This window comes from Stenotrophomonas sp. P5_A9 (assembly GCF_056400525.1).
In genome coordinates this window covers 13,455-36,812 of sequence record NZ_JBFULC010000005.1, presented here as the reverse complement: position 1 = coordinate 36,812, position 23,358 = coordinate 13,455, and the positions used below count along the sequence as shown (strand labels likewise).

At 67.3% G+C, this 23,358-nt stretch carries 23 protein-coding genes and 1 pseudogene; 12 read left to right on the top strand and 12 right to left on the bottom strand.

Annotation, left to right across the window (positions count from 1 at the left end; genetic code table 11):
* Positions 1–157 precede the first annotated feature (157 nt).
* On the top strand, positions 158–1,396 hold the full coding sequence (locus AC1DR7_RS02895; protein WP_457319498.1) for an MFS transporter: 1,239 nt from the start codon (positions 158–160) through the stop codon (positions 1,394–1,396).
* A 30-nt stretch (positions 1,397–1,426) separates the two neighbouring features.
* On the opposite strand, the gene AC1DR7_RS02890 is transcribed toward AC1DR7_RS02895, so the two are convergent.
* The 7 genes from AC1DR7_RS02890 to AC1DR7_RS02860 form a co-directional block, all read right to left on the bottom strand.
* On the bottom strand, positions 1,427–2,224 hold the full coding sequence (locus AC1DR7_RS02890; RefSeq protein WP_478076387.1) for an AraC family transcriptional regulator: 798 nt from the start codon (positions 2,222–2,224) through the stop codon (positions 1,427–1,429).
* A gap of 34 nt (positions 2,225–2,258) precedes the next feature.
* Positions 2,259–2,582 carry a thioredoxin family protein gene (locus AC1DR7_RS02885; RefSeq protein ID WP_256774360.1) on the bottom strand — a complete coding sequence of 108 codons (324 nt, stop codon included), beginning with the start codon at positions 2,580–2,582 and terminating at the stop codon, positions 2,259–2,261.
* Complete coding sequence (locus tag AC1DR7_RS02880; protein WP_256774361.1) at positions 2,579–3,001, bottom strand: host attachment family protein; 423 nt, start codon at positions 2,999–3,001, stop codon at positions 2,579–2,581. The genes AC1DR7_RS02885 and AC1DR7_RS02880 overlap by 4 nt, the downstream gene beginning before the upstream one ends.
* Positions 3,002–3,119: 118 nt before the next feature.
* Positions 3,120–3,749 (bottom strand): ATPase, encoded by a 630-nt coding sequence (locus tag AC1DR7_RS02875; RefSeq protein WP_457319494.1) that lies wholly within the window; start codon positions 3,747–3,749, stop codon positions 3,120–3,122.
* 3 nt (positions 3,750–3,752) lie between these two features.
* The gene (locus AC1DR7_RS02870; protein WP_256774363.1) at positions 3,753–4,091 is read right to left on the bottom strand and encodes a type II toxin-antitoxin system prevent-host-death family antitoxin; all 339 of its coding nucleotides are present in this window, start codon (positions 4,089–4,091) and stop codon (positions 3,753–3,755) included.
* A 138-nt stretch (positions 4,092–4,229) separates the two neighbouring features.
* Entirely contained in the window at positions 4,230–6,572 is a 2,343-nt protein-coding gene (locus AC1DR7_RS02865) for a GH92 family glycosyl hydrolase (RefSeq protein ID WP_478054647.1), read from the bottom strand.
* Between the two features lie 337 nt (positions 6,573–6,909).
* On the bottom strand, positions 6,910–7,515 hold the full coding sequence (locus AC1DR7_RS02860) for a hypothetical protein (RefSeq protein WP_478052710.1): 606 nt from the start codon (positions 7,513–7,515) through the stop codon (positions 6,910–6,912).
* Here AC1DR7_RS02860 and AC1DR7_RS02855 point away from each other — a divergent pair.
* The 10 genes from AC1DR7_RS02855 (at position 7,502) to AC1DR7_RS02810 (ending at position 17,727) form a co-directional block, all read left to right on the top strand.
* The gene (locus AC1DR7_RS02855) at positions 7,502–9,337 is read left to right on the top strand and encodes an autotransporter family protein (RefSeq protein WP_478054646.1); all 1,836 of its coding nucleotides are present in this window, start codon (positions 7,502–7,504) and stop codon (positions 9,335–9,337) included. The genes AC1DR7_RS02860 and AC1DR7_RS02855 overlap by 14 nt on opposite strands.
* 165 nt (positions 9,338–9,502) lie before the next feature.
* Positions 9,503–11,146: a malonate decarboxylase subunit alpha gene (mdcA, locus tag AC1DR7_RS02850; protein WP_457319345.1), complete on the top strand. Its 1,644-nt coding sequence runs from the start codon at positions 9,503–9,505 to the stop codon at positions 11,144–11,146.
* A gap of 10 nt (positions 11,147–11,156) precedes the next feature.
* Positions 11,157–11,477, top strand: a complete 321-nt coding sequence (gene mdcC, locus AC1DR7_RS02845; RefSeq protein WP_457319344.1) for a malonate decarboxylase acyl carrier protein — start codon at positions 11,157–11,159, stop codon at positions 11,475–11,477.
* Positions 11,474–12,370 (top strand): biotin-independent malonate decarboxylase subunit beta, encoded by an 897-nt coding sequence (locus AC1DR7_RS02840; RefSeq protein WP_256776749.1) that lies wholly within the window; start codon positions 11,474–11,476, stop codon positions 12,368–12,370. Before mdcC ends, AC1DR7_RS02840 begins: the two co-directional genes overlap by 4 nt.
* Positions 12,361–13,065: a biotin-independent malonate decarboxylase subunit gamma gene (mdcE, locus tag AC1DR7_RS02835; RefSeq protein ID WP_457319342.1), complete on the top strand. Its 705-nt coding sequence runs from the start codon at positions 12,361–12,363 to the stop codon at positions 13,063–13,065. The genes AC1DR7_RS02840 and mdcE overlap by 10 nt, the downstream gene beginning before the upstream one ends.
* A gap of 3 nt (positions 13,066–13,068) precedes the next feature.
* On the top strand, positions 13,069–13,707 hold the full coding sequence (gene mdcG / locus AC1DR7_RS02830; protein WP_457319341.1) for a malonate decarboxylase holo-[acyl-carrier-protein] synthase: 639 nt from the start codon (positions 13,069–13,071) through the stop codon (positions 13,705–13,707).
* Positions 13,704–14,588 (top strand): triphosphoribosyl-dephospho-CoA synthase MdcB, encoded by an 885-nt coding sequence (mdcB, locus tag AC1DR7_RS02825; protein WP_457319340.1) that lies wholly within the window; start codon positions 13,704–13,706, stop codon positions 14,586–14,588. The genes mdcG and mdcB overlap by 4 nt, the downstream gene beginning before the upstream one ends.
* Positions 14,585–15,502, top strand: a complete 918-nt coding sequence (gene mdcH / locus AC1DR7_RS02820; RefSeq protein WP_457319339.1) for a malonate decarboxylase subunit epsilon — start codon at positions 14,585–14,587, stop codon at positions 15,500–15,502. Before mdcB ends, mdcH begins: the two co-directional genes overlap by 4 nt.
* A gap of 87 nt (positions 15,503–15,589) precedes the next feature.
* Positions 15,590–16,933 (top strand): SLC13 family permease, encoded by a 1,344-nt coding sequence (locus AC1DR7_RS02815; protein WP_457319338.1) that lies wholly within the window; start codon positions 15,590–15,592, stop codon positions 16,931–16,933.
* A gap of 74 nt (positions 16,934–17,007) precedes the next feature.
* Positions 17,008–17,727 (top strand): GntR family transcriptional regulator, encoded by a 720-nt coding sequence (locus AC1DR7_RS02810; protein WP_478052072.1) that lies wholly within the window; start codon positions 17,008–17,010, stop codon positions 17,725–17,727.
* A 4-nt stretch (positions 17,728–17,731) separates the two neighbouring features.
* Here the strand turns inward: AC1DR7_RS02810 and AC1DR7_RS02805 are convergent, their stop codons facing one another.
* From AC1DR7_RS02805 to proP, 3 genes and pseudogenes are all read right to left on the bottom strand, one after another.
* On the bottom strand, positions 17,732–17,977 hold the full coding sequence (locus AC1DR7_RS02805) for a hypothetical protein (RefSeq protein WP_256776742.1): 246 nt from the start codon (positions 17,975–17,977) through the stop codon (positions 17,732–17,734).
* Between the two features lie 152 nt (positions 17,978–18,129).
* A complete protein-coding gene (locus AC1DR7_RS02800; protein ID WP_478052071.1) occupies positions 18,130–18,732 on the bottom strand; it encodes a hypothetical protein in 603 nt (200 codons plus the stop codon).
* A gap of 88 nt (positions 18,733–18,820) precedes the next feature.
* A pseudogene (gene proP, locus AC1DR7_RS02795) lies at positions 18,821–20,308 on the bottom strand (glycine betaine/L-proline transporter ProP).
* Positions 20,309–20,691: 383 nt separating this feature from the next.
* On the opposite strand from proP, the gene AC1DR7_RS02790 reads away from it, so the two are divergent.
* Positions 20,692–21,222: a hypothetical protein gene (locus tag AC1DR7_RS02790; RefSeq protein ID WP_478052707.1), complete on the top strand. Its 531-nt coding sequence runs from the start codon at positions 20,692–20,694 to the stop codon at positions 21,220–21,222.
* 92 nt (positions 21,223–21,314) lie between these two features.
* Here the strand turns inward: AC1DR7_RS02790 and AC1DR7_RS02785 are convergent, their stop codons facing one another.
* Together AC1DR7_RS02785 and AC1DR7_RS02780 are read right to left on the bottom strand one after the other, a co-directional pair.
* Positions 21,315–21,878 carry a DUF4879 domain-containing protein gene (locus tag AC1DR7_RS02785; RefSeq protein ID WP_478052706.1) on the bottom strand — a complete coding sequence of 188 codons (564 nt, stop codon included), beginning with the start codon at positions 21,876–21,878 and terminating at the stop codon, positions 21,315–21,317.
* A 236-nt stretch (positions 21,879–22,114) separates the two neighbouring features.
* Positions 22,115–23,035 carry a M14 family metallopeptidase gene (locus AC1DR7_RS02780; protein WP_457322025.1) on the bottom strand — a complete coding sequence of 307 codons (921 nt, stop codon included), beginning with the start codon at positions 23,033–23,035 and terminating at the stop codon, positions 22,115–22,117.
* Positions 23,036–23,358: the final 323 nt, after the last annotated feature.

The following is a 23,358-nucleotide window of genomic DNA, read 5'->3' as shown; positions in this document are numbered from 1 at the left end:
CGATCCATGCCCCATTTGCGACGACCCGCGCCCATATCGCGCGAGACGGGAGAAGGCAACGGTCCTATTCTGGGCGTCCCCTCCCCTCCCCACGGGTCCGGGACCGCGCGGCGCTGCAACGCCCCCGCATGGTGCCGGCAAGCGTGCCCTGCTTTCGATGCCGTCCATGACCCCACAAACGCCCTCCCCCGCACCCGCACCGATCCCCTCGGCCGCCCCCGTCGTACCCGCCAACCAGGGCTTTGCGATCCGCATCGTCGGCGCCGCCGCGTTCGCGCACCTGCTCAACGACATGATCCAGGCCGTGCTGCCGGCGGTGTATCCGATGTTCAAGAGCGAGTTCCAGCTCAGCTTCGGCCAGATCGGGGTGATCGCGCTGGTGTACCAGGTCACCGCCTCGCTGCTGCAGCCGTGGGTGGGCATGTATACCGACAAACGGCCGCTGCCTTACCTGCTGCCGTCGGGCATGGTGGCCACCTTCATCGGCATCGCGATGATGGCCCTGGCCAACAGTTACGAAATGCTGCTGGTGGCCGCCGCAGTGGTCGGCGTGGGCTCGGCCACGTTCCATCCAGAAGCCTCGCGCGTGGCACGGATGGCCTCCGGTGGGCGCTTCGGCACCGCGCAGTCCACGTTCCAGGTCGGCGGCAACACCGGCTCGGCGATCGGCCCCCTGCTCGCCGCCGCGGTGGTCATTCCGCACGGGCAACGCGCCATTGGCTGGTTCATGCTGATCGCCGCCGTCGCCATCTTCGTGCTGTTCCGGCTGACCGGCTGGACCGTGCGCCATGGCCAGGCCAAGATGAGCAGCCTGGCGCGCAGCCACGGCACCGGCCTCAGCCGCGGCAAAGTGGTGCAGGCCATTGTGGTGATCTCGGTGCTGATGTTCGCCAAGTTCGTCTACATCGCCTCGTTCACCAACTTCTTCACCTTCTACCTGATCGAGCGCTTCCACCTGAGCGTGCAGCAGAGTCAGATGTATCTCTTCATCTTCCTGGCCTCGATCGCGCTGGGCACCTTCATCGGCGGCCCGGTCGGCGACCGGATCGGGCGCAAGGCGGTGATCTGGATTTCGTTCCTCGGCGTGGCGCCGTTCGCACTCGCCCTGCCCTACGCCAACCTGATGGGCACGGCGGTGCTGGCGATCGCGGTCGGCCTGGTGATGTCCTCGGCCTTCGCCGCGCTGGTGGTGTATGCGCAGGAAGCGGTACCCGGCCGCGTCGGCATGGTATCGGGGCTGATGTTCGGCCTGATGTTCGGGATCGGCGGCATCGGCGCGGCGGGCCTGGGCAAGCTGGCCGACATCCACGGCATCGTGTGGGTCTACCACTTCACCTCGTACCTGCCCCTGCTGGGCCTGGCAACGGCGTTCCTGCCCAAAACCAGGCCGCACTGACGCGACGCTACGCGCGGCAGGTGCGCGGCGCTACTGGAAGAACTGGCTCGGCCGTTGCCCGAAGCGCTTCTTGAACATCGCGGTGAACGCGCTGGGGCTGGCATACCCCAGCGACAGCGCCACATCGATGATCTTGTCGCCGTGCGCCAGACGCTCCAGGGCGCGCAGCAACCGCGCCTGCTGCCGCCATTGGCCGAAGGTCATGCCCACTTCGCGCGCACACAAGCGTTGGATCGTCTTGACGTCCACCGAAAGCCGACGCGCCCAGTCCTGCAGCGTGGAGGGATCATCCGGGGYGGATTCGAGCCGGCGCGCGATGGCCTGCAGTCGTGGATCCAGCGGTTGCGGCAGGTGCAGCGGCAACACCGGCAGCGTCTCCAGTTCGTCCAGGATCAGCTGCATGACCCGACCGTCGCGGGAGTCCTGCCGATACGGCGGCTGCACCTCGACGGCGGCGCGGATCAAGGCCGCCAACAGCGGCGTGACCGATACGGTCGACGCGGTGTCTGGCGCATGTGCCATGGCCGACGGCAGGATGTACAGGCTGCGCATGCCGACCGCGCCGATGCAGCTCACCTTGTGCCCCATGCCGGCCGGCATCCAGATCGCGCGCGTGCTCGGCACCACCCAGCGCCCGGTGCCCGCCTGCACCACCAGCACGCCGGTCTCGGCGTACACCAGTTGATGGCGGTCGGGATGGTGGTGAAGCGGAATCACCGTGCCCGGCGTGTAGTCGCGCGCGCGGCACAGCACCGGCGCATCCGGCGCGAACGGCATGCTGCGGCCTTGCCCATCGACGGCGGTGATGTGCTTTTTTCGGTAAGGCACGCGCAGATCCCGGCAAACAACCAACGCCGGGATTCTAGCCCTGCAGCGCGTGATCGAACACGGCCAGATCGTTATCGCCACGCGGTCGCACCACCCGTGCCACTTCCTGCCCATCACGCAGCAGGATCACGGTCGGCCACAGCGTGACCTTGAACGAGCGGCCCGCAGGCCGCCCTTTACCGTCTTCGATCTTCAAATGCGGCATCTCGTGCGCATCCAGCCAGTCCTTGAGGGCCAACTGGGCGGCACTGCAATGCGGGCACCACGGGGCACCGAACTCAACCAGCTGCCAGCCGGTGCCCGCATCGATCTCGGCGCGTGACGGCTCCTGGCTGGCGTAGTCGCGGCTGTAGCTCATCGCGCCTGCTCAAGCGCCCGTTGAATGTCTTCGAGCGGGGCGTTGGTGAGATCCTTGGCCAGATCGGCGAGCAACCGCGACTGGACCTCCTTGTGCAGCTGCGGGCGGATCCGCCCCAGCGTCTGCGGATCGGCGATCAGCACCAGGTGGGCATAGCGGTTGTTGAGGGCGTCCTCGTTCAACTGCCCGGCCAACTGCTTGGCGAAGGTAGCCTCGTTCATCTGCGAGATGCTCATGTCCTGCGGCATCGAGCCCGACGGTCCCTGGCCGGAGACACCCTGCGCGCTGATGTCCTGGACCTTCAGCTCATCGTGCTGCTTGAGCTGCAGGGTGCGGCCATCGCCGACATTGGTGAACACACGGGCCGAGCCGCCGTCTGCGACGACGACGAGGGTGCCTGCGGGAATGTGCTGCTGCATCGTGGACTCCTTGGGAAAACGGGTCGCCATTGCGCCCGAGGTCCAAGGTAGGCAGGTGGATGTAAGCACCGCGCATACGGATGTGTGTGCCGCGTGTGCACCGCCGCCCGCCGCAGCGTCAGGCAGCGCCGGCGTGCAGCTCCATCGCCCGCATCACGATCGGCTTGGCCCAGTCCGGGGTGTGCAGCAGTTCGGCGACCGAAACCGGGTAATGCAGGCCAGTGCGGTCCAGTTGCAGCAAGGGCCGCGGGTCGGCGCGGCCCTGTTCGTCCAGCGGGGCGCTGTTGTCGTAGACATGCACCTCGGCCAGGTACGGGAGCAGCTCGATCAGGTTTTCGCGGGAGGCATCGTAGCGGGCGTGGATTTTGTCCTGCGGAATGTCGTGGCCACCGCGGCTCACCCGGGCCGCCACGCGCTCGATATGCAGGGCCACGCTGTCCAGGCCGCAGAACCAGATCGCGACCTCGTGCGAGGCGCAGGCCTCACGCAGCAGGCGTGGGATGGTATTGCCGCCGAGCGTGCTTTCGAAGGCGAAATCGCTGCCATCGAGCATGGCCTGGCGCAGCCGCCGCGTGCCTTCGTGCCAGGCCATTGCGTTGGCCTCGGCCTCCACCCAGCCGGCCTCGACCAGGGCGCGGGTGAACGCGTCGGGGTTGTACCAGGACAGCCCCTTCGCCTCCAGCAACATGCCCAATAGCGAGCTTTTGCCGGCGCCGTTGACGCCGGCCAGCACCAGGATCCGCCCCACCGGTCAGAGCGACTTGCCGGGGGTGATCTTGCCGCGATGGATCGGCTTGCCCAGCACCTTGCCAAGCCCGCCGTCGCGGTTGAGCCCGGCCAACTGCGTATCGAACTGCGCACGCAGGCGTTCCAGCTCACCGCCGCGCGCGTCGCCACCGGCGCCGGCGGCCTTGGCCAGCAGTTCCTGGTAGGCCTTGATATCGACGATCACCGCTTCGGGGTGGTTGTGGTTGGTAATCACCAGCGCCTGCTTTTCACGCACAGTGCGCATCAGGCTCGGCCAGCCACGGGTCTTTACCGATGATGCAGTAGCCTTTTCAAGGCCGGGCAGATCCAGGGGCAACGTCATGGCAGGCTCCAGCGCGGGATATGGGGCCATCATACGCCTTTTGGCCAAATTGGACATAAATCCCATTTTGGCCCGACCCGGCTGTCCCACGTCGGGACAGCCCTTGCCCTGCAAGGGTTGACGGGTTTCGCCCAATGCTCAGCGCGACATCGAGTACGGCGCCTGCGCGCCCTGCCCCGGCCACGCCTTGTTCGGTTCGGCCTGCAGGGTGAAGCGCAGCTCGCCGCCGGCCAGGATCTCCGCATGGCGCAGGAAGGTGCGCTGCAGCGGCTGCCCGTTGAGGGTAACCGAGCCCACGTACTGGTGCCCCTTGTCCATCCCCTGCGTAACGATGCGGAACTGCTTGCCGTTGGGCAGGTTCAACGTGGCCTTGGGCACGAACGGGCGGCCGATGATGTACTCGCCACTGCCCGGCGCCACCGGATAGAAGCCCAGCGCGGTGAACACGTACCAGGCCGACATCTGGCCCAGGTCGTCATTCCCGGCCAGGCCATCGGGACGGTCGGCGTACTGGGTGTCCATGATCTGCTTCAGGCGGGCCTGCGTGCGCCACGGCTGACCGGCATGCGCGTACAGGTAGGCCACGTGGTGGCTGGGCTCATTGCCGTGCGCGTACCAGCCGATCAGGCCGGTAATGTCTTCCATATGCTCGAAGATCGACGGGTCGACCTTGGCCTCGAACACCTGGTCCAGGCGCGCCAGAAGCGTGTCGCTGCCACCATGGGCCTGCGCCAGCCCGGCCACGTCCTGCGGCACATACCACGAGTACTGCCAGGCGTTGCCTTCGGTGTAGTCGGTGCCGTACCCGCTGGCCGATGGATCGAAGGGCTCGCGGAAGCTGCCATCGCGCTTGCGTGCGCGCATGAAGCCGGTGCCGGCGTCATAGGCATGGCGCCAGTTGCCGGCGCGCTTGTCGAAGGTGGCCTGCACGTCCTTGCGGCCCATCGCTTCGGCCATGCGTGCGATGGTCCAGTCGTCGAAGGCGTATTCGAGCGTCTTGCTCGCCGCTTCGCCTTCCTCGTCGATCGGCACCCAGCCCAGTTCGCGGTACTGCGCGATGCCGTCATACGGGCCGTAGTTGGCGGTGGCCACCATGGCATCCAGCGCCTTGTCCGCATCGAAACCGCGAATGCCCTTGAGGTAGGCATCGGCGATCACCGGCACGGCGTGGTAACCGATCATGCACCACGTCTCCTGGCCGTGGAACGCCCACACCGGCAGCATGCCGTACGCACTGTGCTGCTGGTGGACGATCAGCGAATTGATGAAATCACTGTTGCGCTTTTCCGGCTGCACCAGGGTCAGCAACGGATGCAGCGCACGGTAGGTGTCCCACAACGAGAACGTGGAGTAGTTGGTGTAGCCCTCGGCGCGGTGCACGGCATTGTCCGAACCGCGGTACTGGCCATCGGCATCCATGAACAGGGTTGGGCCCAGCATGCTGTGGTACAGCGCGGTGTAGGCGCTGCGCAGGTCATGCACGGGCGCCTCGATCTCCACCGCGGACAACGCCTGGCGCCACTGCTGCTTCGCTTCGGCGCGCACGCGGTCGAAGTTCTGGTCTTTCGCTTCGGCGTCCAGGTTGGCGATCGCGCCCTGCTCGCTCACCGAGGAGATGGCCACGGTGACCACCAGCGGGGCATCCAGCGTGCCGAAATCGAACGTCCCCAGCAGCTGCCGCCCCTCGATCTGCGGGCGCTGGGTGGGATCGTTCTGGCCCGGCGGCGGGAAGCCCTTGTAGGCAATGTCGGTTTCGGTGTTGTGCAAGGCGTGGCCGGTCAGCGGGCGCGAGAAACGCATCGCGAAATACAGCTGCCGGCCCGGCGCCCAACCGCGGGTTTCGCGGAAGCCGGTGACCGTGCCATCGGGCTGCAGGCGCAGCCGCGACCACAGGATCTTGCCCGGATAGTCATACAGGCTGGTGCGCAGGTCGAGCAGCACGCGCGCCTTCTCGCCCTTTGGATAGGTGTAACGGTGTACGCCGGTGCGCGCGCTGGTAGTGAGCTCGGCGCGTACCTTGTAGTCGTCCAGCGTGACCGCGTAGTAACCCGGCTCGGCCTTCTCATTGTCATGGTGGAAGCGCGAGGCATAGCCACTTTTTGGCGTGTCCGGGTCACCGCGCTCCAGCCCCGGATCGCCGGTGAACGGCATCACCAGCACGTCGCCCAGGTCCGAATGGCCGCTGCCGGAGAAATGCGTGTGCGAGAAGCCGACGATGCTGCTGTCGTCATGGCGATAACCGGCTGCCCAGCCGTAGGCCTTTTCGCGCGGCTGGATGCGGGTGTCCGGACTGAGCTGGACCATGCCGAACGGCACCGTGGCGCCGGGATAGGTATGCCCTTCCCCGCCGGTGCCGATGAAGGGGTCGACGGCGGCGTAGGCACGTTCACCCACTGCCATGGGCGCCGCGTTGGCGGCACCGGCTATCAACAGGGCGCCCATTGCGAGCCCCACCCATCCTGACGTCCCCGTTCTGGTCATGTGCTTGGATTTAGATCGATTCAAGGTGTGGCCGATCCTAGCACCGGCGATGTGCGACCGCATGTTGCAGCGCGTTGAGCCAGCGAAGACATGCGCTGCACCGTTTCGCTCCCTATTGACGCCATCGATCCGTAACGGCCATTCAGCCTTGGGGCGCAATTGCAATTAGTTGCATGGATCACAGTTTCAGCTGGCCCCAGACTTCCCCTACCCCCGAGACGGCAGCACTTTCGCTCTCTCCGCGCCATTCATCTTGCGAGAGCATGAGACGCGTATCACGAGCGCATCACGTTTTCTCCGTCATTTAATGCTCTCGGTGACTGGCAGCACTCCCTCCCTAACGGACGCCTCCCATGTATCTGACCTCCCGCCATGTCCTCGCCAGCGCCGTCGCTGCCGCGCTTTTTCTCGGCCCATTGTCCGCCATCGCAGGCACTGTCACCGGCCCCGGCACGACGTACACCGTCAACCCCGGCGATCCGCTGGAATCCTGGTCGGTGACTGATGGTGCGGCCCTGACTGTGGCACCGGGCGCCGCCGCCGCCGACATCCAGGTGGATAACGCCGCCATCACCTTGAGTGATGGTGCGACCGCAGGAAGCACGACCGCGGGCAACGGCGCAACCGTCAGCGTTACAGGGGGTTCCATTGCTGCCAACACTACGGTCAGCGCGTTGACGGCAGGCGGGCAGTCAAGTGCCGTATTCAACCGCGGGACGCTTTCCAATACGGGCGGCACGGCGCTTTCACTGCTCGTGGACACAGGTTCGCTCGTGGGTTCGAGTGCCGCGTTTACTGACAGCACCATAAGCGGCATAGCGAGCGCGGCCAACGTGAGCAGCGGCAGCGCCATCACGCTCTCCAATTCCAGCATCACCGCGACGGGGGGCACTGAGTTTGACGGTGCGATCACCACGTTCGGCGGCGCGGTGACTGCGCTCAACGGCTCGGTCATCCGCGGAGAGGCGCACGGCCTGAGCATTCTGCACGCCAGTTCACTCGCCGTCGCCAGGCCTGGCGACGGCACGGTCATCATCGACGGATCGTCGGTGGTCGGCACCGCGGGCAGCGCGATCAACGTCCGCTCCGACGGGACCGGCCTGCTCGCCAGCACCGACATTTTCGTCCGTAACGGCGCCTCGCTCAGCGGCGGTGACGGCAACATCCTCACCGTCGAGCAAGGGTCTGCCACCGACCGCATCACCACGGCCAACCTCTTCGTGGAAGGCAGCGTGCTGGATGGCAACGTCCTGGTCGCCGCCGATGGCAGCGTTGGCAACGTTACCCTTTCCAACGGCGGTCGTATCAACGGCAGCTTCACTGGCGTCAACGCCGCTACCATCGATCAGGGCGGCTATTGGCAGCTCACGGGCAACAGTAGCGTCAACACGCTGACCGCGGCGACCGGCGGTGTAGTCGCGCTGGGCAACGGCACCGCGTTCAACACCCTGACCGTGAGCGGCAACTACACCGGCAACGGCGGCACGCTGCTGTTCAACACCGTGCTGGCCGGCGACGATGCCGCCTCGGACAAGCTGGTCATCGGCGGCGACAGCAGTGGCCAGACCAACGTGCGGGTCAACAACGTGGGTGGTGCCGGGGCGCAGACGGTCAACGGCATCGAGCTGATCACCGTGGCCGGTGCCTCCAACGGCCAGTTCGACTTGGCCGGACGTGCCGTGGGCGGGCAGTACGAATATTTCCTGTTCAAGAACGCAGGCAACTGGTACCTGCGCTCGCAGCTGCCGACGGCGCCGGACCCCTGCGATACCGATCCCACCCTGCCCGGCTGCGGCGGCCCCGTTGACCCGCCGGTGGATCCGCCGGTCGACCCGCCGGTGCCGGTGCTGCGTCCGGAAGGTGGGGCTTACCTGGCCAACCTGCAGGCCACCCAATCCATGTTCCGACTGGGCTACCACGACCGCCATGCCGGCCAGAACAGCGGCCGCGCCTGGGCGCGGGTGGATGGCTCGCGTACCGGCTTTGATGCGGTGAGCCAGCAGCTGGATGTGCAGGGCAACAGCCAGTCGCTCAGCGTCGGCGCCGATGTGTGGCGCAACGATGCGGGCAGCGGCGTAGGCGTGATGCTGTCCAGTGGCAATGCCACCAGCACCTCGACCAATGCGCTTACCGGCTACTACGCCCGCGGCAAGGTCAAGGGCGAAGCGCTGGGGGTGTACGGTACGTGGCGGGCGGGCAATGACGTCGATCCGTATGCCGGCTTCTACGTGGATGGTTCGGTGCAGCGTGCGCAGTTCCGTAACCGCGTGGAAGGCGTCGGGCTGGACGCCGAACGCTACGACAGCCGCGGCTGGCAGGGCGCGATTGAAACCGGCTACGCGTTCCGCGTGGGCGGTGCACAGGCCGGCGGGATCTTCCTGGAGCCGCAGTTGCAGGTGGGCTACAACCGCTGGGACGACCTGCGCCACACCGAGGCCAATGGCACGGTGGTGACCACGCAGGATGCCGATGGCTTGTATGGCCGCGTGGGTCTGCGTTTGTCCGGGGTGACGCGTTGGGGCGACGGCGCGGCCGATGTGCAGCCGTACGTCGCCGCCAATTGGCTGCACACCCGCGCCGAGTCGCAGGTGTGGATGGACGACGAGCGCGTGGACGCGCGCATTCCGCGCAGCCGCGCGGAAGTGAGTGCCGGTGCGTCGCTGAAGTTTGCCAACGGGCTCGGAGCCTGGGCGGGGTTGGCCCGGCAGCAGGCCAGTGGGTACCACCAGACCAGTGCCCAGCTGGGGATGAGTTACAGCTGGTGATGGGATGAGTTAGAGCTGGTGCTGGAATGGAGCCGCCCTTGGGCGGCTCTATTTTTGGGTCAATGCATGGATCCTGGGGGCTGGGGGTGGGCCAGCGCCCCTCTTGCCCCCACCAAATAGCGGTGGTAGCTTTGTAATTACAGCGTAATTATGAAGAGGCGCCCTATGGCTCGAGACTGGAACACGCTTGCGGATCGCCGCCAGGCAAGATTGCAGCGGGCCACCGATGCCGGGCTTGGGCGCCAGGTGCCCCATGCCGAGGTCACCCGACTCCTGCACACCGTGCTGGAACCCAGCGACCGGGTCTGCCTGGAGGGCAACAACCAGAAGCAGGCTGATTTCCTCGCCGAGTGCCTGGCCCAGCTCGACCCGGCCGAGATCCACGGCCTGCACATGGTCCAGTCCGTGTTGTCCCTGCCCTCGCATCTGGATGTCTTCGAGCGCGGCATCGCACAGCGCCTGGACTTCTCCTTCTCCGGTCCGCAGAGCGGACGACTGGCCAACCTGGTCGCCGAGGGCCGGATCGAGATCGGGGCGATCCACACCTATCTGGAACTTTTCGGCCGCTACTTCATCGACCTCACCCCGCAGGTCGCGTTGATCGCCGCCCAGGCCGCTGACCGCCACGGCAACCTCTACACCGGCCCCAACACCGAAGACACCCCCGTGATCGTCGAAGCCACCGCATTCCGTGGGGGCATCGTGATCGCCCAGGTCAACGAGATCGTCGACACCCTCCCCCGCGTGGATATCCCGGCCGATTGGGTCAACTTCGTCACCGAGGCGCCGCGCCCGAATTACATCGAGCCGCTGTTCACCCGCGACCCGGCCCAGATTTCCGAGATCCAGGTGCTGATGGCGATGATGGCCATCAAGGGCATCTACGCCGAGTACGGCGTGCAGCGCCTCAACCACGGCATCGGCTTCGATACCGCCGCGATCGAGCTGTTGCTCCCCACGTATGCCGAATCGCTGGGGTTGAAAGGCAAGATCGGTACGCACTGGGCGCTCAACCCGCACCCGGCGCTGATCCCGGCGATCGAGTCCGGCTTCGTGCAGTCGGTGCATTCGTTCGGCTCCGAGCTGGGCATGGAGCGCTACATCCAGGCGCGCTCGGATGTGTTCTTCACCGGCAGCGACGGCAGCATGCGCTCCAACCGCGCGTTCTCGCAGACCGCCGGCCTGTACGCGTGCGACATGTTCATCGGCTCCACGCTGCAGATCGATCTGCAGGGCAACAGTTCCACCGCCACCCGCGACCGCATCGCCGGCTTCGGTGGGGCGCCCAACATGGGCTCGGATGCACGTGGCCGTCGCCATGCCAGCCCGGCCTGGCTCAAGGCCGGCCAGGAAGCGGCCCTGCCCGGGCAGATGCCGCGCGGGCGCAAGCTGGTGGTGCAGATGGTAGAGACCTTCCGCGAGCACATGGCGCCGGCCTTCGTCGACCGTCTGGATGCCTGGGACCTGGCCGAGCGCGCGAACATGCCGCTGCCGCCGGTGATGATCTACGGCGATGACGTCACCCACGTGCTGACCGAAGAAGGCATCGCCAATCTGCTGCTGTGCCGCAGCCCGGAGGAACGCGAGCAGGCGATCCGCGGCGTGGCCGGCTACACGGCGGTCGGCCTGGGGCGCGACCGTGCCATGGTCGAGAACCTGCGCGACCGCGGCATCATCCGCCGCCCCGAAGACCTCGGCATCCGCACCCGCGATGCCAGCCGCGACCTGCTGGCGGCGCGCTCGGTCAAGGATCTCGTGCGCTGGTCCGGCGGGTTGTACAACCCGCCCAAACGCTTCCGCAACTGGTAAGGGGCACGCCATGGAAACCCTGCGTTATCGCTTCCCCGGGCAGCATGATCTCTCCGAGCGCGATCACCACGCGCTGGTCGGCGTGGTCGCCTCGGGCAATCTGGAAGTGCTGATCGAACCCACCCCGCTGGACGGTGCGATGGAGATCGAGGTGATCACCTCGGCCACCGGGTTCGACACCATCTGGCAGGCCGTGCTGGCCGATTTTGCCGCGCGCCATCCGCTGCGCAACGTGCGGCTGTCGATCAACGATGCCGGCGCCACCCCGGCGGTGGTCAGCCTGCGTCTGCAGCAGGCACTGGAAACGCTGCAGGAGGGAGACCCGTCGTGAGCAGTCACAGTTTCTACGAGGCCGATGCCCGCGAGCGCATCCACGGCTTGCTGGATACCGGCAGCTTCACCGAATTCGTCGGCCCCGGCCGGCGCATCATCAGTCCGCACCTGGCCCAGCTCGACCAGCCCGGCGCGTTCGATGACGGCATCGTGGTCGGCGCGGGCAGTTTGAACGGCCGCAGTGTCCTGATTGCCGCGCAGCAAGGCCAGTTCATGGGCGGCGGCGTGGGCGAAGTGCACGGCGCCAAGCTCACCGGCCTGCTCGAACGTGCCGTTGCGGTGCGCCCGGACGCGGTGCTGCTGCTGCTCGACAGTGGTGGCGTGCGCCTGCATGAGGCCAACGCCGGCCTGATCGCGATCTCCGAGATCATGCGCGCGGTGTTGGCCACGCGCGCGGCCGGGATTCCGGTGTTCGCGCTGATCGGCAGCGGCAACGGCGCGTTCGGTGGCATGGGCATCGTCGCCCGGTGCTGCACGGCGGTGGTGATGTCCGAGGAAGGCCGGCTGTCGCTGTCCGGCCCGGAAGTGATCGAGACCGTGCGCGGGGTGGAGGAGTTCGATGCGCGCGACCGCGCCCTGGTGTGGCGCGTGACCGGTGGCAAACACCGCTACCTGATCGGCGATGCCGTGCAGCTGGTGCCGGATCGCATCGAGGCGTTCGGCGACGCTGCAACGTCACTGATGGCTGCCCACACCGAGGCCGACGACCCGTTGCAGGCCCTCGAGCAGGCGCACGCCCGGCTTGGTGCGCGGATCGACGCCTACGGCAGTTGCCGCGATGGCCTGGACGTCTGGCGCCTGCAGGGCATCGCCGATCCCGAACAGCTGCCGTTGCTGGAGACCGCTGATTTCCTCGATGCGGTCAAGGACCGGAGCCTGCCATGGAACTGACCCCCCTGCTCGACGCGCTGTTCCCGCTCGGCCACGCGATCACCCGCAACGACGATGTGCTGGGCGGCACCGCCACCACTGCAGCGGGCGAGGTCACCGTGATCGGTACCGCCAACAAGCTGGAAGTCGGTGTCGATCACGCACTGACGCTGGCCGCTACCGTGCTCGCCAGTACCCGCGAGCATCCGCAACGGCCGATCGTGATGCTGGTCGATACCGCTGGCCAGCGGCTGGCGCGACGCGATGAAATGCTCGGCATCAACAGCTACTTCGCGCATCTGGCCCGCACGCTGGATCTGGCCCGCCGCCGCGGCGCTCCCCTGGTCAGCCTGGTCTATGGCGAGTCCGTGAGCGGCGGCTTCCTGTCGTTCGGGTTGATGGCCGACCGCATTTTCGCCCTGCCCGAAGCGCAGGTGCGCGTGATGGACCTGCGCGCGATGGCCCGCGTCACCAAACAACCGCTGGAGAAATTGCAGGCACTGAGCCAAAGCTCCCCGGTGTTCGCACCGGGCGTGGAGAACTACGTCAGCATGGGCGCGGTGGAGGCCGTCTGGGAGGGCGACCTCGCGCAGGCGCTGGTGGACGCGCTCAAGGCACCCATCACCGGCGATCAACGCCGCGCACGTGGCGCCGAGCGCGGCGGCCGCCGGTTGGCTGACGATGTCGCCGCTGCCGTGGCCGCAGGCGAGGCCTGAACCATGCGCCGGCACGACCTGGTCTGGCTCGATCCGCAGGCACCGTGGCAGGTGCTGACCGCGGGCGCGGAGGTGCGCCTGCGGGCGTGGGCCCAGGCGCGACTGCCGTTCGTGGTGGCGCGGCGCGACCCGGCCAGTGAGGGTGACCAGCTGCGGCTGGGCGTGCCGCTGCCACTGGCCGAGCAGCGCCAGCGGCTGTCGCTGCGCGTTGATCCGTCCGCCGTCCTGCGCAGCGCACCCCCGCCGCTGCTGGCCGAGGTTGCCGCGGATATCGGCCCGGCATGGCGTGAACGACTCCACGGCCTTGTCTCCGATACGGCCACCCTGCCCGCAGCCCCCCGCGTGTTCGGCAGCGCGGCATGGCAGCACCTGACCGGCCTGCCCTACCTGCACGACGGATCCGATCTGGATCTGCTCTGGGAGGTAGCCGACACCCGGCAGGCCGATGAGATCGTCGCCGTGCTGCACCCGCGTGAGCGGCAGCATCCCACGCGCCTGGACGGTGAGCTGCGCTTCCCGGGCGATCGCGCGGTCAACTGGCGCGAGTACGCCAGCGGCGCAAGGCGCCTGATGGTGAAGGGTGACGATGCGTGCTGGCTGGTGCCGCGCGAGGCGCTGGCCGCCTGGAAGGTCGCCGCATGAACGCCGTTCGCCAGCCCGTGCCTGCTACCGCAGCACCCTGCTCCGCCGACGCGCGTCGTCTCGGCCGCTTGGCCATCGCGAGCCTGCACGCCGAGCTCGCCTGCGCGCCCAAGCCCGGCCTGGTCACCCCCTTCAGTCGCGGCAGCCACAGTGACATGGATGCCGGCACGTTCCTGCGCAGTCTGTTCGCGCTGCGCGGTTACTTCGTCGCCATCGCGCAGGCCGGCGGCAACGATGCGCCGTTCGAGGCCCTGCGTTCGCTCGGCATCGCCGCCGAAGCCACGATGCTGCGCGCCACCGGCGGCATCAACACGCATCGCGGGGCGATCTTCAGCCTCGGGCTGCTGGTCGCGCAGTCTGCCCGCCTGCACGCCAAGTCTGCCCGCCTGCACGCCAACGGCGTGCGCGCGCCCTCGGGCGATGCGGTGTGTCGCGGTGTTGCCCAATGGCGATCGGCGCTGCTGGACGCCCCGCTGAACCCCGAGAGTCCCGGCCAGCGTGCCCGCCGCCGGCATGCCGTACCCGGTGTCCGCGAACAGGCCGCCGCCGGTTACCCGCTGCTGCGGGAACTGGCCCTGCCGACCCTGCAGCGTGTGCTGCGCACCACCCGGGACGCCGAGGCGGCGCAGGTGGAAACCCTGATGACGTTGATCGCCCACGTGGTCGATCTGAACCTGCTGCACCGTGGCGGTGAAGCCGGGCTGGCGTACGCGCAGCACCAGGCGCGCAGCTTTCTCGCGGAGGGCGGTGTCCAGCACCCGGCTTGGCGCGACCGCGTCAGCGCCATCGGCCACGCCTTCGAGCAACGTCGGCTCAGCCCGGGCGGCAGCGCCGACCTGCTGGCCTGCACCTGGTTCCTGCACCTGCAGGCGCGCGCATGAGCCTGGTCCTGCTCTGCCCGGGCCAGGGCGGCCAACACCCGGCGATGTTCGCGCGCGTTCGGGACGACGCGCGGGTACGCCCCATCCTCGCGCAGGCCAGCGACGTACTGGGCACGCCGGTGGAAGCACTTGCCGCCGAGGACGTGCGCTTCCGCAACACGTTCGCCCAACCCTTGGTCTGCGCCGCAGCGCTGGCGCACTGGGCCGCGTTGCGTGACCGGTTGCCGACGATTACCGCGGTTGCCGGTTACAGCGCCGGTGAGCTGGCCGCGCATGCGGTGGTCGGCAGCATCGACAGCGCGACCTGCCTGCACCTGGCCGCACGCCGCGCCGCACTGATGGACGCCGCCTCGCCGGCCGATGCCGGCCTGATCGCGGTGATCGGCCTGGACGCCCCCCAGATCACAGCACTGTGCGCCGGGCAAGCGGTGCATGTTGCCATCGTCAACGGCCCGGACCACGTGGTGCTGGGCGGCCTGCGCACCGGACTGGAGGCCGTCGCCGCCGCTGCCGCCCGTCAAGGCGCGCGCACGGTGTCTCTGCCGGTGGATGTCGCTGCACATACGCCGCTGCTGGCAAGCGCCGCGCAGGCGTTCGAGGGGGTGCTGCGTGACACCCCCCTGCAGGCACCGCGACTGCGCCTGCTGGCGGGCATCGACGGACGCAGCGTGGGCGATGTCGCGCGCGTGGTGCACACGCTGGCCGCGCAGATCGGACAGACCGTGCAGTGGCAGCAGGTGCTGGAACAGGCGGTCGAACGCGGCGGCAAGGTATTTCTCGAGCTGGGCCCGGGCTCGGCGCTGAGCCGCCGGGTGCGCGAGCTGCATCCGCAGCTGCAGGCACGCTCGGTGGAGGATTTCCGCACGCTGGAGGGCGTGCGGGAATGGGTGGGCGCCGCATGCGCACGCGCATGAGCGGCCACCCGAAGGTGTAACACCGGCAGTTCCCAGGTGGCGGGTCGCCATCATGCTGCACGCGTATCAAGTGTCTCGGGAGGGCGCATGAGTCCGCAAATCGCAACGATCATCGGCTTGGTGATCATGTTCATCGTGGCCACGGCCCTGCCCATCAACATGGGTGCCGTCGCCTTCGCGCTGGCCTTCATCATCGGCGGCCTGTTCGTCGGGATGGAGGGCAAGGAGGTCCTGGCCGGCTTCCCGGGTGACCTGTTCCTGACCCTGGTCGGCATCACCTACCTGTTCGCCATCGCGCAGAAGAACGGCACCATCGATCTGCTCGTGCATTGGGCGGTCAAGGCCGTACGCGGCCACATCGTCGCCATTCCGTGGGTGATGTTCGTGGTCACTGCGGTGCTGACCGCCTTCGGTGCGCTCGGCCCTGCGGCCGTGGCGATCATCGGCCCGGTGGCGCTGCGCTTTGCCAAGCAGTACCGGATCAACCCGCTGATGATGGGCCTGCTGGTGATCCATGGCGCGCAGGCCGGCGGCTTCTCGCCGATCAGCGTGTATGGCGGCATCACCAACCAGGTCGTGCAGAAGGCGGGGCTGGAAGTCACGGAAATGGCCGTGTTCCTGACCAGTCTGGGCTTCAACCTGCTGATGGGCATCATCTGCTTCTTCGCCTTCGGTGGGCTGGCGTTGATGCGCCGCGCGCCCACGGCGACCGCGCCGCTGGTGGCGGGCAGCCAGGCTTCCTCGCGTCAGTTCGCGATCGAAGGCCATGGCGCGCTGGTGTCGGCCGGTGGCGGCACGCTCTCCAATGATCCGGACGCACTGGATGACGTGCGCATCAACCGCGAGCGCGTGTTCACCCTGATCGGCCTGCTGGGCCTGGGCATCGCCGCCCTGTTCTACAACCTCAACGTCGGTCTGGTCTCGATCACCGTCGCGGTGGTGTTGGCGCTGCTCTCGCCCAACTCGCAGAAGGGCGCGGTGGATGGCATCAGCTGGTCGACCGTGCTGCTGATCAGCGGCGTGGTCACCTACGTGGCCGTCCTGCAGCAAGCCGGCGCGGTGGATTACATCGGGCATGGCGTGGGTGCGATCGGCATTCCGCTGCTGGGCGCGCTGCTGGTCTGCTATGTCGGTGGCATCGTTTCGGCGTTCGCGTCGTCGGCGGCCGTGCTCGGCGCCACGATTCCGCTGGCGGTGCCGTTCCTGATGCAGGGGCATCTGAGCGCCGCCGGCGTCATCTGCGCGTTGGCAATCTCCTCCACCGTGGTGGATGTCAGCCCGTTCTCGACCAACGGCGCACTGGTGGTGGCCTCGGCCGCGAAGGAAGAGCGCGAAGCCCTGTTCCGCCGCTTCCTGGTCTACAGCGGCCTGGTGGTGGCCTTCGGCCCGCTGCTGGCATGGCTGCTGTTCGTCGTGCCGGGCTGGATGTGAGCCCACGGCGGGCCTGCCCGTCAGGCCCGCCATGACCCGGTAGAATGCTGCACACCCCTCCATGAAGCGCTGCCATGCCGTTGGCCCCTGGTCCCCGCCTGTCGAAGAAACGCGTGCCGCTGTATGAAGAAGTGGCCGAGCGGCTGCGCCAGAAGATCTACGACTATGCGTTGCCACCGGGCGAATGGATCGACGAGCCGATGCTCGCCGAGGAACTGGGCATCAGCCGCACCCCGCTGCGCGAGAGTCTGAAGCTGCTGGCCGCCGAAGGGTTGGTGCAGCTCGATGCCGGTCGCGGCAGCCGCGTTACCCGGCTCACCCTGGAAGACCTCAACCAGCTGTTCCCGGTGATGGCGATGCTGGAAGGCCGCTGCGTGCACGAGGCGGTCAAGCGCATCGATGAGGAGGGCGTGGTCCAGCTGCAAGCGCTGCATGACGCGATGGAGGCCGCCGCCGCTGCGGGCGACCTGGCCGAGTATTACCGCAACAACTACCTGATTCACGAGAGCCTGCAGACCCATGCCGGGAACCCGTGGCTGATACGCGTCACCCACGACCTGCACCGCATCCTGAAGATGCATCGCGGCCGGCAGTTGCTGACCCCCGGCCGCATGGCGCAGTCCTTGGCCGAGCATCGCGCCCTGATGGAATGCATCCGCAACCGCGAGCCGGAAGCGGCCGAGCAGATGATGAACCGGCATCTGCTCAGCCAGGGCAAGGCGTTGGCGGCGTACGTGGCCGCAGGCGGTCAGTTGAACGTGCCTGCACCGCTGCCGCGGCACGGCGGGCTCTGAACCGCTAGGCCAGCTCCACGGTCAACCGGGTCATCGCCTGTCCCAGCAGGTGCAGGCGGATCTGATCCAGGCTGGTGAAGTAGCACGCCGTGTCCGCACCGGCCAGGCGGTAGATACCGCGTTTACCACCGAGCAGAACGAATTTTTCCTGGTCCACCAGATACTGGGCGACCGGTGGCACGCCCTGCGCTTTCAGCCCATCGATATCGATGGGTTCAAGCGCGTCGAGATCACGCAGTGCTGTGGTCATGGGAAGAGAACGTCGCGACGGGAGTTCCAGCTTAGGGGCCAGGCAAGCAGCAACGCGTGGAATCATCGTGAGGACGGTGCGAGTGCGACCGGTGCAAGGCCTGCCGCATCGTCACCCTCGTCCGCACCTGGGGTGGCGCCATGCCGGACGGACTAATCGCCTGCAACGCGGGTCAGATGCCCCGGCGTCCAGCGATAGCGCCAGCGGTGCGGCCCCGGTGGCGGGCAGTCGTTGGCGCGCGCCTCACCACCGGCGGTGACGGCTGCGCGTTGGCAGGTGGGCGATTCAAGCCGACTTTCGAAGCGCACCTGGATTTCCCCACCCACCACCTCAAGACCCGTGAGTTCGCCCGGGATGTGGACCGACACCTCGTTGGCGTACCCCACCTCGCGGAGGATCGCGAACGCCACGTCATCGGACGACACGTTGCCGGGATACGCCGACTGTCCCCGCCGATCCCCCGGCCGCAGCGCGGTCATCACCACCAGTTCGTTGGGTCGATTGCCGGTCGAGCCGGAGGTAGTGGCGGTGTAGGTGTACACGATGCCGCGCGTGCCCGCGCCGTCGATGTCGGCCACGCGAATGTCGACCGGTCGATAATCGAAAACGATGTCGTCGGGCGGTAGCATATCGAGTGTCGCCGCGACGGCACGCCGTGCCGCGTCCAACGTCAGCCGATCACCGGCCATCACAGCCCCCATCGCGGTAAAGACCGCCAACAGCAGCAGAACCCGCCCCATCATCGTCCGTGTCATGGTCCAGCTCCTTATGAACTGGGCCCAGTATGCCGCAGCGGCGGGCGCGCGCAGGCGACCGCCGTCATCCTGTCGTCCCGGCCCCTGTTTACGCCGGCCGCGCCTCGTCCGGCGCCACTGCCTCGGGCAGCGTCGGCTGGGCACTGTCCACGGTCATCGGTGCATCGCTGCGCAGCAGCGCACGCGCCTCGGCCTCGCTGGCCACCGCAGGTGGCGAGCCACGCAGCGGCATGCGCGCGGTCTCGTTGACGAACAGCATGGTGATCACCCCGATCACCGCCGCACCCATCAGGTAGTACGCCGGTACCAGCGGGTCGCCGGTGCGCTCCACCAGCCAGGCGGTGACCAGCGGCGTGGTGCCGCCGAACAACGACACCGATACGTTGAAGGCGATGGACAGCGCGCTGTAACGCACCGGGGTGTAGAACAGCGCCGGCAGCGTGGAGGGCATCGAGCTGGTGAAACACACCAGCGCCAGCCCCAGCAGCATCAGCCCCAGGAAGATCAGCCAGTCGTTGCCGGTGCCGATCAGCTTCAGGCACGGGATGGCGAGCGCGAACAGAGCGATACAGGCGCCGATGATCATCGGACGGCGGCCCAGCTTGTCGCTGAAAAGCCCGCCGACCACGTTGAGCGGCATCATCACCAGCATCACGATGATGATCAGCAGCAGGCCCTTGCTTTCGGCATACCCCATCGTGACGCTCAGGTAGCTGGGCATGTAGGTCAGCAGCATGTAGTCGGTGACGTTGAACACCAGCACCAGGCCCACGCACTTGAGCAGCTGCGGCCAATGCACGCGGAACAGCGCACCCAGACCGGGGCGTTCGTGGTCACGCTTCTCGGCATCTTCAGCATAGGCACGGAAGGCCGGGGTTTCTTCGAGCTTCATCCGCATGTACAACCCCAGCAGGCCGAGCGGGCCGGCCACGAGGAACGGAATGCGCCAGCCCCAGTCCAGCATCTGCGCGCTGCTCAAGGCCATGTGCAGCGCCGTCACGGTGCCCGCGCCGGCGATGCAGCCGCCGAGCGTGCCGAACTCCAGCCAGCTGCCCATCAGCCCGCGGTTGCGGTCGGTGGCGTATTCGGCGATGAAGGTCGCCGCACCGCCGTACTCGCCAACGGTGGAGAAACCCTGCACCAGCCGCGCCAGCAGCAGCAACGCCGGCGCCCACAACCCGATGCGGTCATAGGACGGAATCAGGCCGATGCTGAAGGTGCCCAGCGCCATCAGGATCATGGTGAACGCCAGTACTTTCTGCCGCCCGTACTTGTCGCCCAACGGACCGAATACCAAGCCGCCCAGCGGACGCACCAGAAAGGCGACGGTGAACGTGGCGAAGGTGGCGATCAGTTGTGCGGTGGGATTGCTGGAGGGAAAAAACACCTGCCCCAGGGTGACCGCAATATAGCCGTAGACCCCGAAGTCGAACCACTCCATCGCGTTGCCGAGTGCGGCGGCACCGACGGCCTTTTTCAGCATCGGTCAATCGACCACGGTGACTTCGTCCACCTGTACCTGGCGACGGCGTTTGAACCAGCCGAAATGGGCATGTGCGGCGTGGCGGTCCTGCATGGGTGCTTTCTCCTGGAAGCATGGCCATCACCACGCCCGAGGTCCCGCGCACGGCACAGGAAAAAACCGCCTCCGGAAGAACGCGGCAAGATGCGCGAAGAGGGGTGGCAACAGGCGATCCCGGACGGCCGCGTGGAATTCCACGGTACTGCAGGAAGGATGACCGAGAGACGGGCAATGGCCCGAGGCAATGATCAAGCGCGGCATGATACTACACATCGAAAATGTGATCTTTGCTACATCTTCACATCTTCAAGCCGGCGTGCGCGCACGCATGCAAACGCCATGAGGAATCGGGCAGAATTCGTTCGCCGCGGCGACGTGCTCACACGGAACGTGCGCCCGGCCCCACCCAGCACGAATACCCAACCCATCGAGGCTCCATGTCCATCAAGTCCACCACCCTGTGCGCCCTGCTCGGCCTGCTCGCTCCTGCCGCGGCAATGGCCCAGGACAGCACCGCATCCACGCTGTCGCGGCTGCTCGAATGCAAGCTCACCGCCGCCGAGGTTGCCGCGTTCACCGGCCGCATCAATGCCGAGGAAGTGCAGGACTTCGCCCATGCCGGATCAGACGCGTCCGGCGATGCGGCCCTGAGCCTGTGGAAGAGCGATGCACCGATCACCGCCTGGGGTGAGACCTCCAACCTGGTCAACCTGTCCAGCACCACCGAAATGCACCTGGCCTTCAAGGTGGCACCCGGCCAGGAACTGACCCGTGGCAAGGCCATCGTCGATCGCATCGGCGGCATGTCGCCGCGCCCGGACCAGGCCGCCATGGAAGAAACGTACGGCTGGAAGGGCATGGATTACCGCAAGGTGCTCAGCGACAACCGCAACGTGCGCGTGCTGGTGGACCTGAGCTATTCGCCCGGCTGGGTGACGGTGGGCTGCTCGTACGGCGATATCCAGTAAGCACCTGCCTCGCGCAGTGACGACATGCGGCGGCCGCCCCTGGCCGCCGCTCGCGTACCGTGCGCCCCCTTCCCCACGGCGCCGCGCTTTCGTCAGCGGATATGGATTGCGGTATACGCGGTGTTGAAGGGGGCATTGAGCGAGGTGTTCTGGAAGCCGAATTCGCCATCCTGGGCACCGTCCAGGCTGAAGTAGTACAACCAGCCGACGATGGTCTGGCCCGGTTGGCACTGTTGCGTGTAGCCGCTGCCGTCGACGCACAGCCGCTCGGTCATGTACTGCGCGCCGCGTGGGAGCGCTGAGCCCCAGAGGCTGCCGATGGGGGCCCCGCCGTAACCGATCTGACGAACGACAACCCGTAACTCGCTGCCGCCATGATCAAGCGTGGTGCTCAACTGCCCGGGTGATGTCATGTATTCCCAGCCTCCCGCCTGCGTAGAGCCCACGGCGAGGACTGCGACCTGGCTGATCGGGGGTGCCGGCGCGCGCGGCGCGGTCAGCGCCTGGGCCACCAGGGCACCCGCTGTGTTTCGATCCAGTCGCCCCGCCGCCAACTCCAGCGGCATGAAATCGCGAAGCACGATGGTGGCGTCGTCAGCCGATGCTGGCGATGCCAGACCCAATGCCAGCAACAACGTTGCGATGCAGGTGCGCATGCGGTGGCTCCTCTGGCAGCGACATTGCTGCCCGGGCAGGTTACCCATGCCGGCGCCACCGCCGATGCGATCTGCGACCGGAAATGCACTAGGAATCCACCGAAATCCGCCACAGCCAACGCGTAAACGCCGCACCTGGCCACAGGTTCCGATGCATCGAGATCGCATCGGACCGGCGGAAGCGCCGCGTGTCACCGCGGCGGCCCGGCCCGAATGGCTAACGCGTCAGATACCGCTCAACGCTGGGCCAGTGCGAAATCCAGCCCCGCACGCACCGCCGCCACCTGCGCGTCGTTGCATTCCTGCGGGCTGGTACGCGGGCTGTCCGGGTAGACCTCGGTGGTGGTGGCAAAGCGCGCGTCGGTGAAGCCGGCGCAGGCGCCAATCGAACGCGACTCGCCCCAGACCACGCCATTGGATTGCAGCGGCATGCCGATCAGTTCGCCCTTGGCATCGGCCGGGGCGATATGGGTGACCTTCTCCACCGCTGCGATCAGCGCTTGCTGGAACGCTGGCTGCGGATCTTCGCTGTTGCCGATCACGTAGAAGCCATCGGGGATGATGTCCGGCACCAGGGCCTTGCCGTCGCGCGCGCAGCGTGCCGGGTCGAACTCCTGCAGGTCACTGTCGGTGGTTTCATGCAGGTCCAGGTGCACCAGCAGGGTGTCGCCGCGCGCGGCCACCCACTGCATCAGCGCGCGCGCCTCTTCGATCTGACCACCGTCGCGGAAGCTTCGATTGGGATCGATCGCATCGGGATTCCAGCGCTGGATGCGCTCATAGCCCCACGGGCTCACGCACGGCGCCACGATCAGGTTGATGCGGCCCGCGTAGGCTTCAGCGTTTTCGTCGAGAAACTGCAGCGCGCCATGCACGCCGCTGGTTTCATAGCCGTGCACGCCGCCGGTGATCAGCGCGGTCGGCAGCCCGGCATCCCAATCCTGGTTGACCACGGCAAACAGCGGGTAATGATCCGGCGCGTAGTCGAGCTGGCCGTACTGGACCACCTCGAAGCGTTCGCCCAGGCGTTCAAGCGCGGCCACCACGTCATCGTGATAGCTGCGCTGGCGCTGCTGGGCGGCCCGCCACTGCGCGCGCTCGGCGTCGCCCCAGGGCTGGCCGGGGGTGCCGATCGGGTAGAAATGCGCAGTGGTCATGAAGYGGCTCCAGAGGTCGAAATGCGGTGGTCGCCGCGCCGTGAAAGCGGCAGGGCGACGGTCTAGCGGCTTATTCTATAGCGGTGCGTCCGGCGCCGCTTTGCCGAGGCGGTACAGCCAAGGACCGACGCTTCAGCAGTTGGCGCGCAAGCCCCAGCGACGCCTTCGCGTGGCGATGACCGGAAACCGGTGCGGTGGCATGTCGCGCCCGACCTCTCGTGCGGTGCATTGTCCGCAACCACGCCCCATACGGCTGACATGACCTGGGCCGCGTGGTTCTCTTTGCGCAACGGCCCACGGAAAAGGGGGCCGGTTTCCCGGCC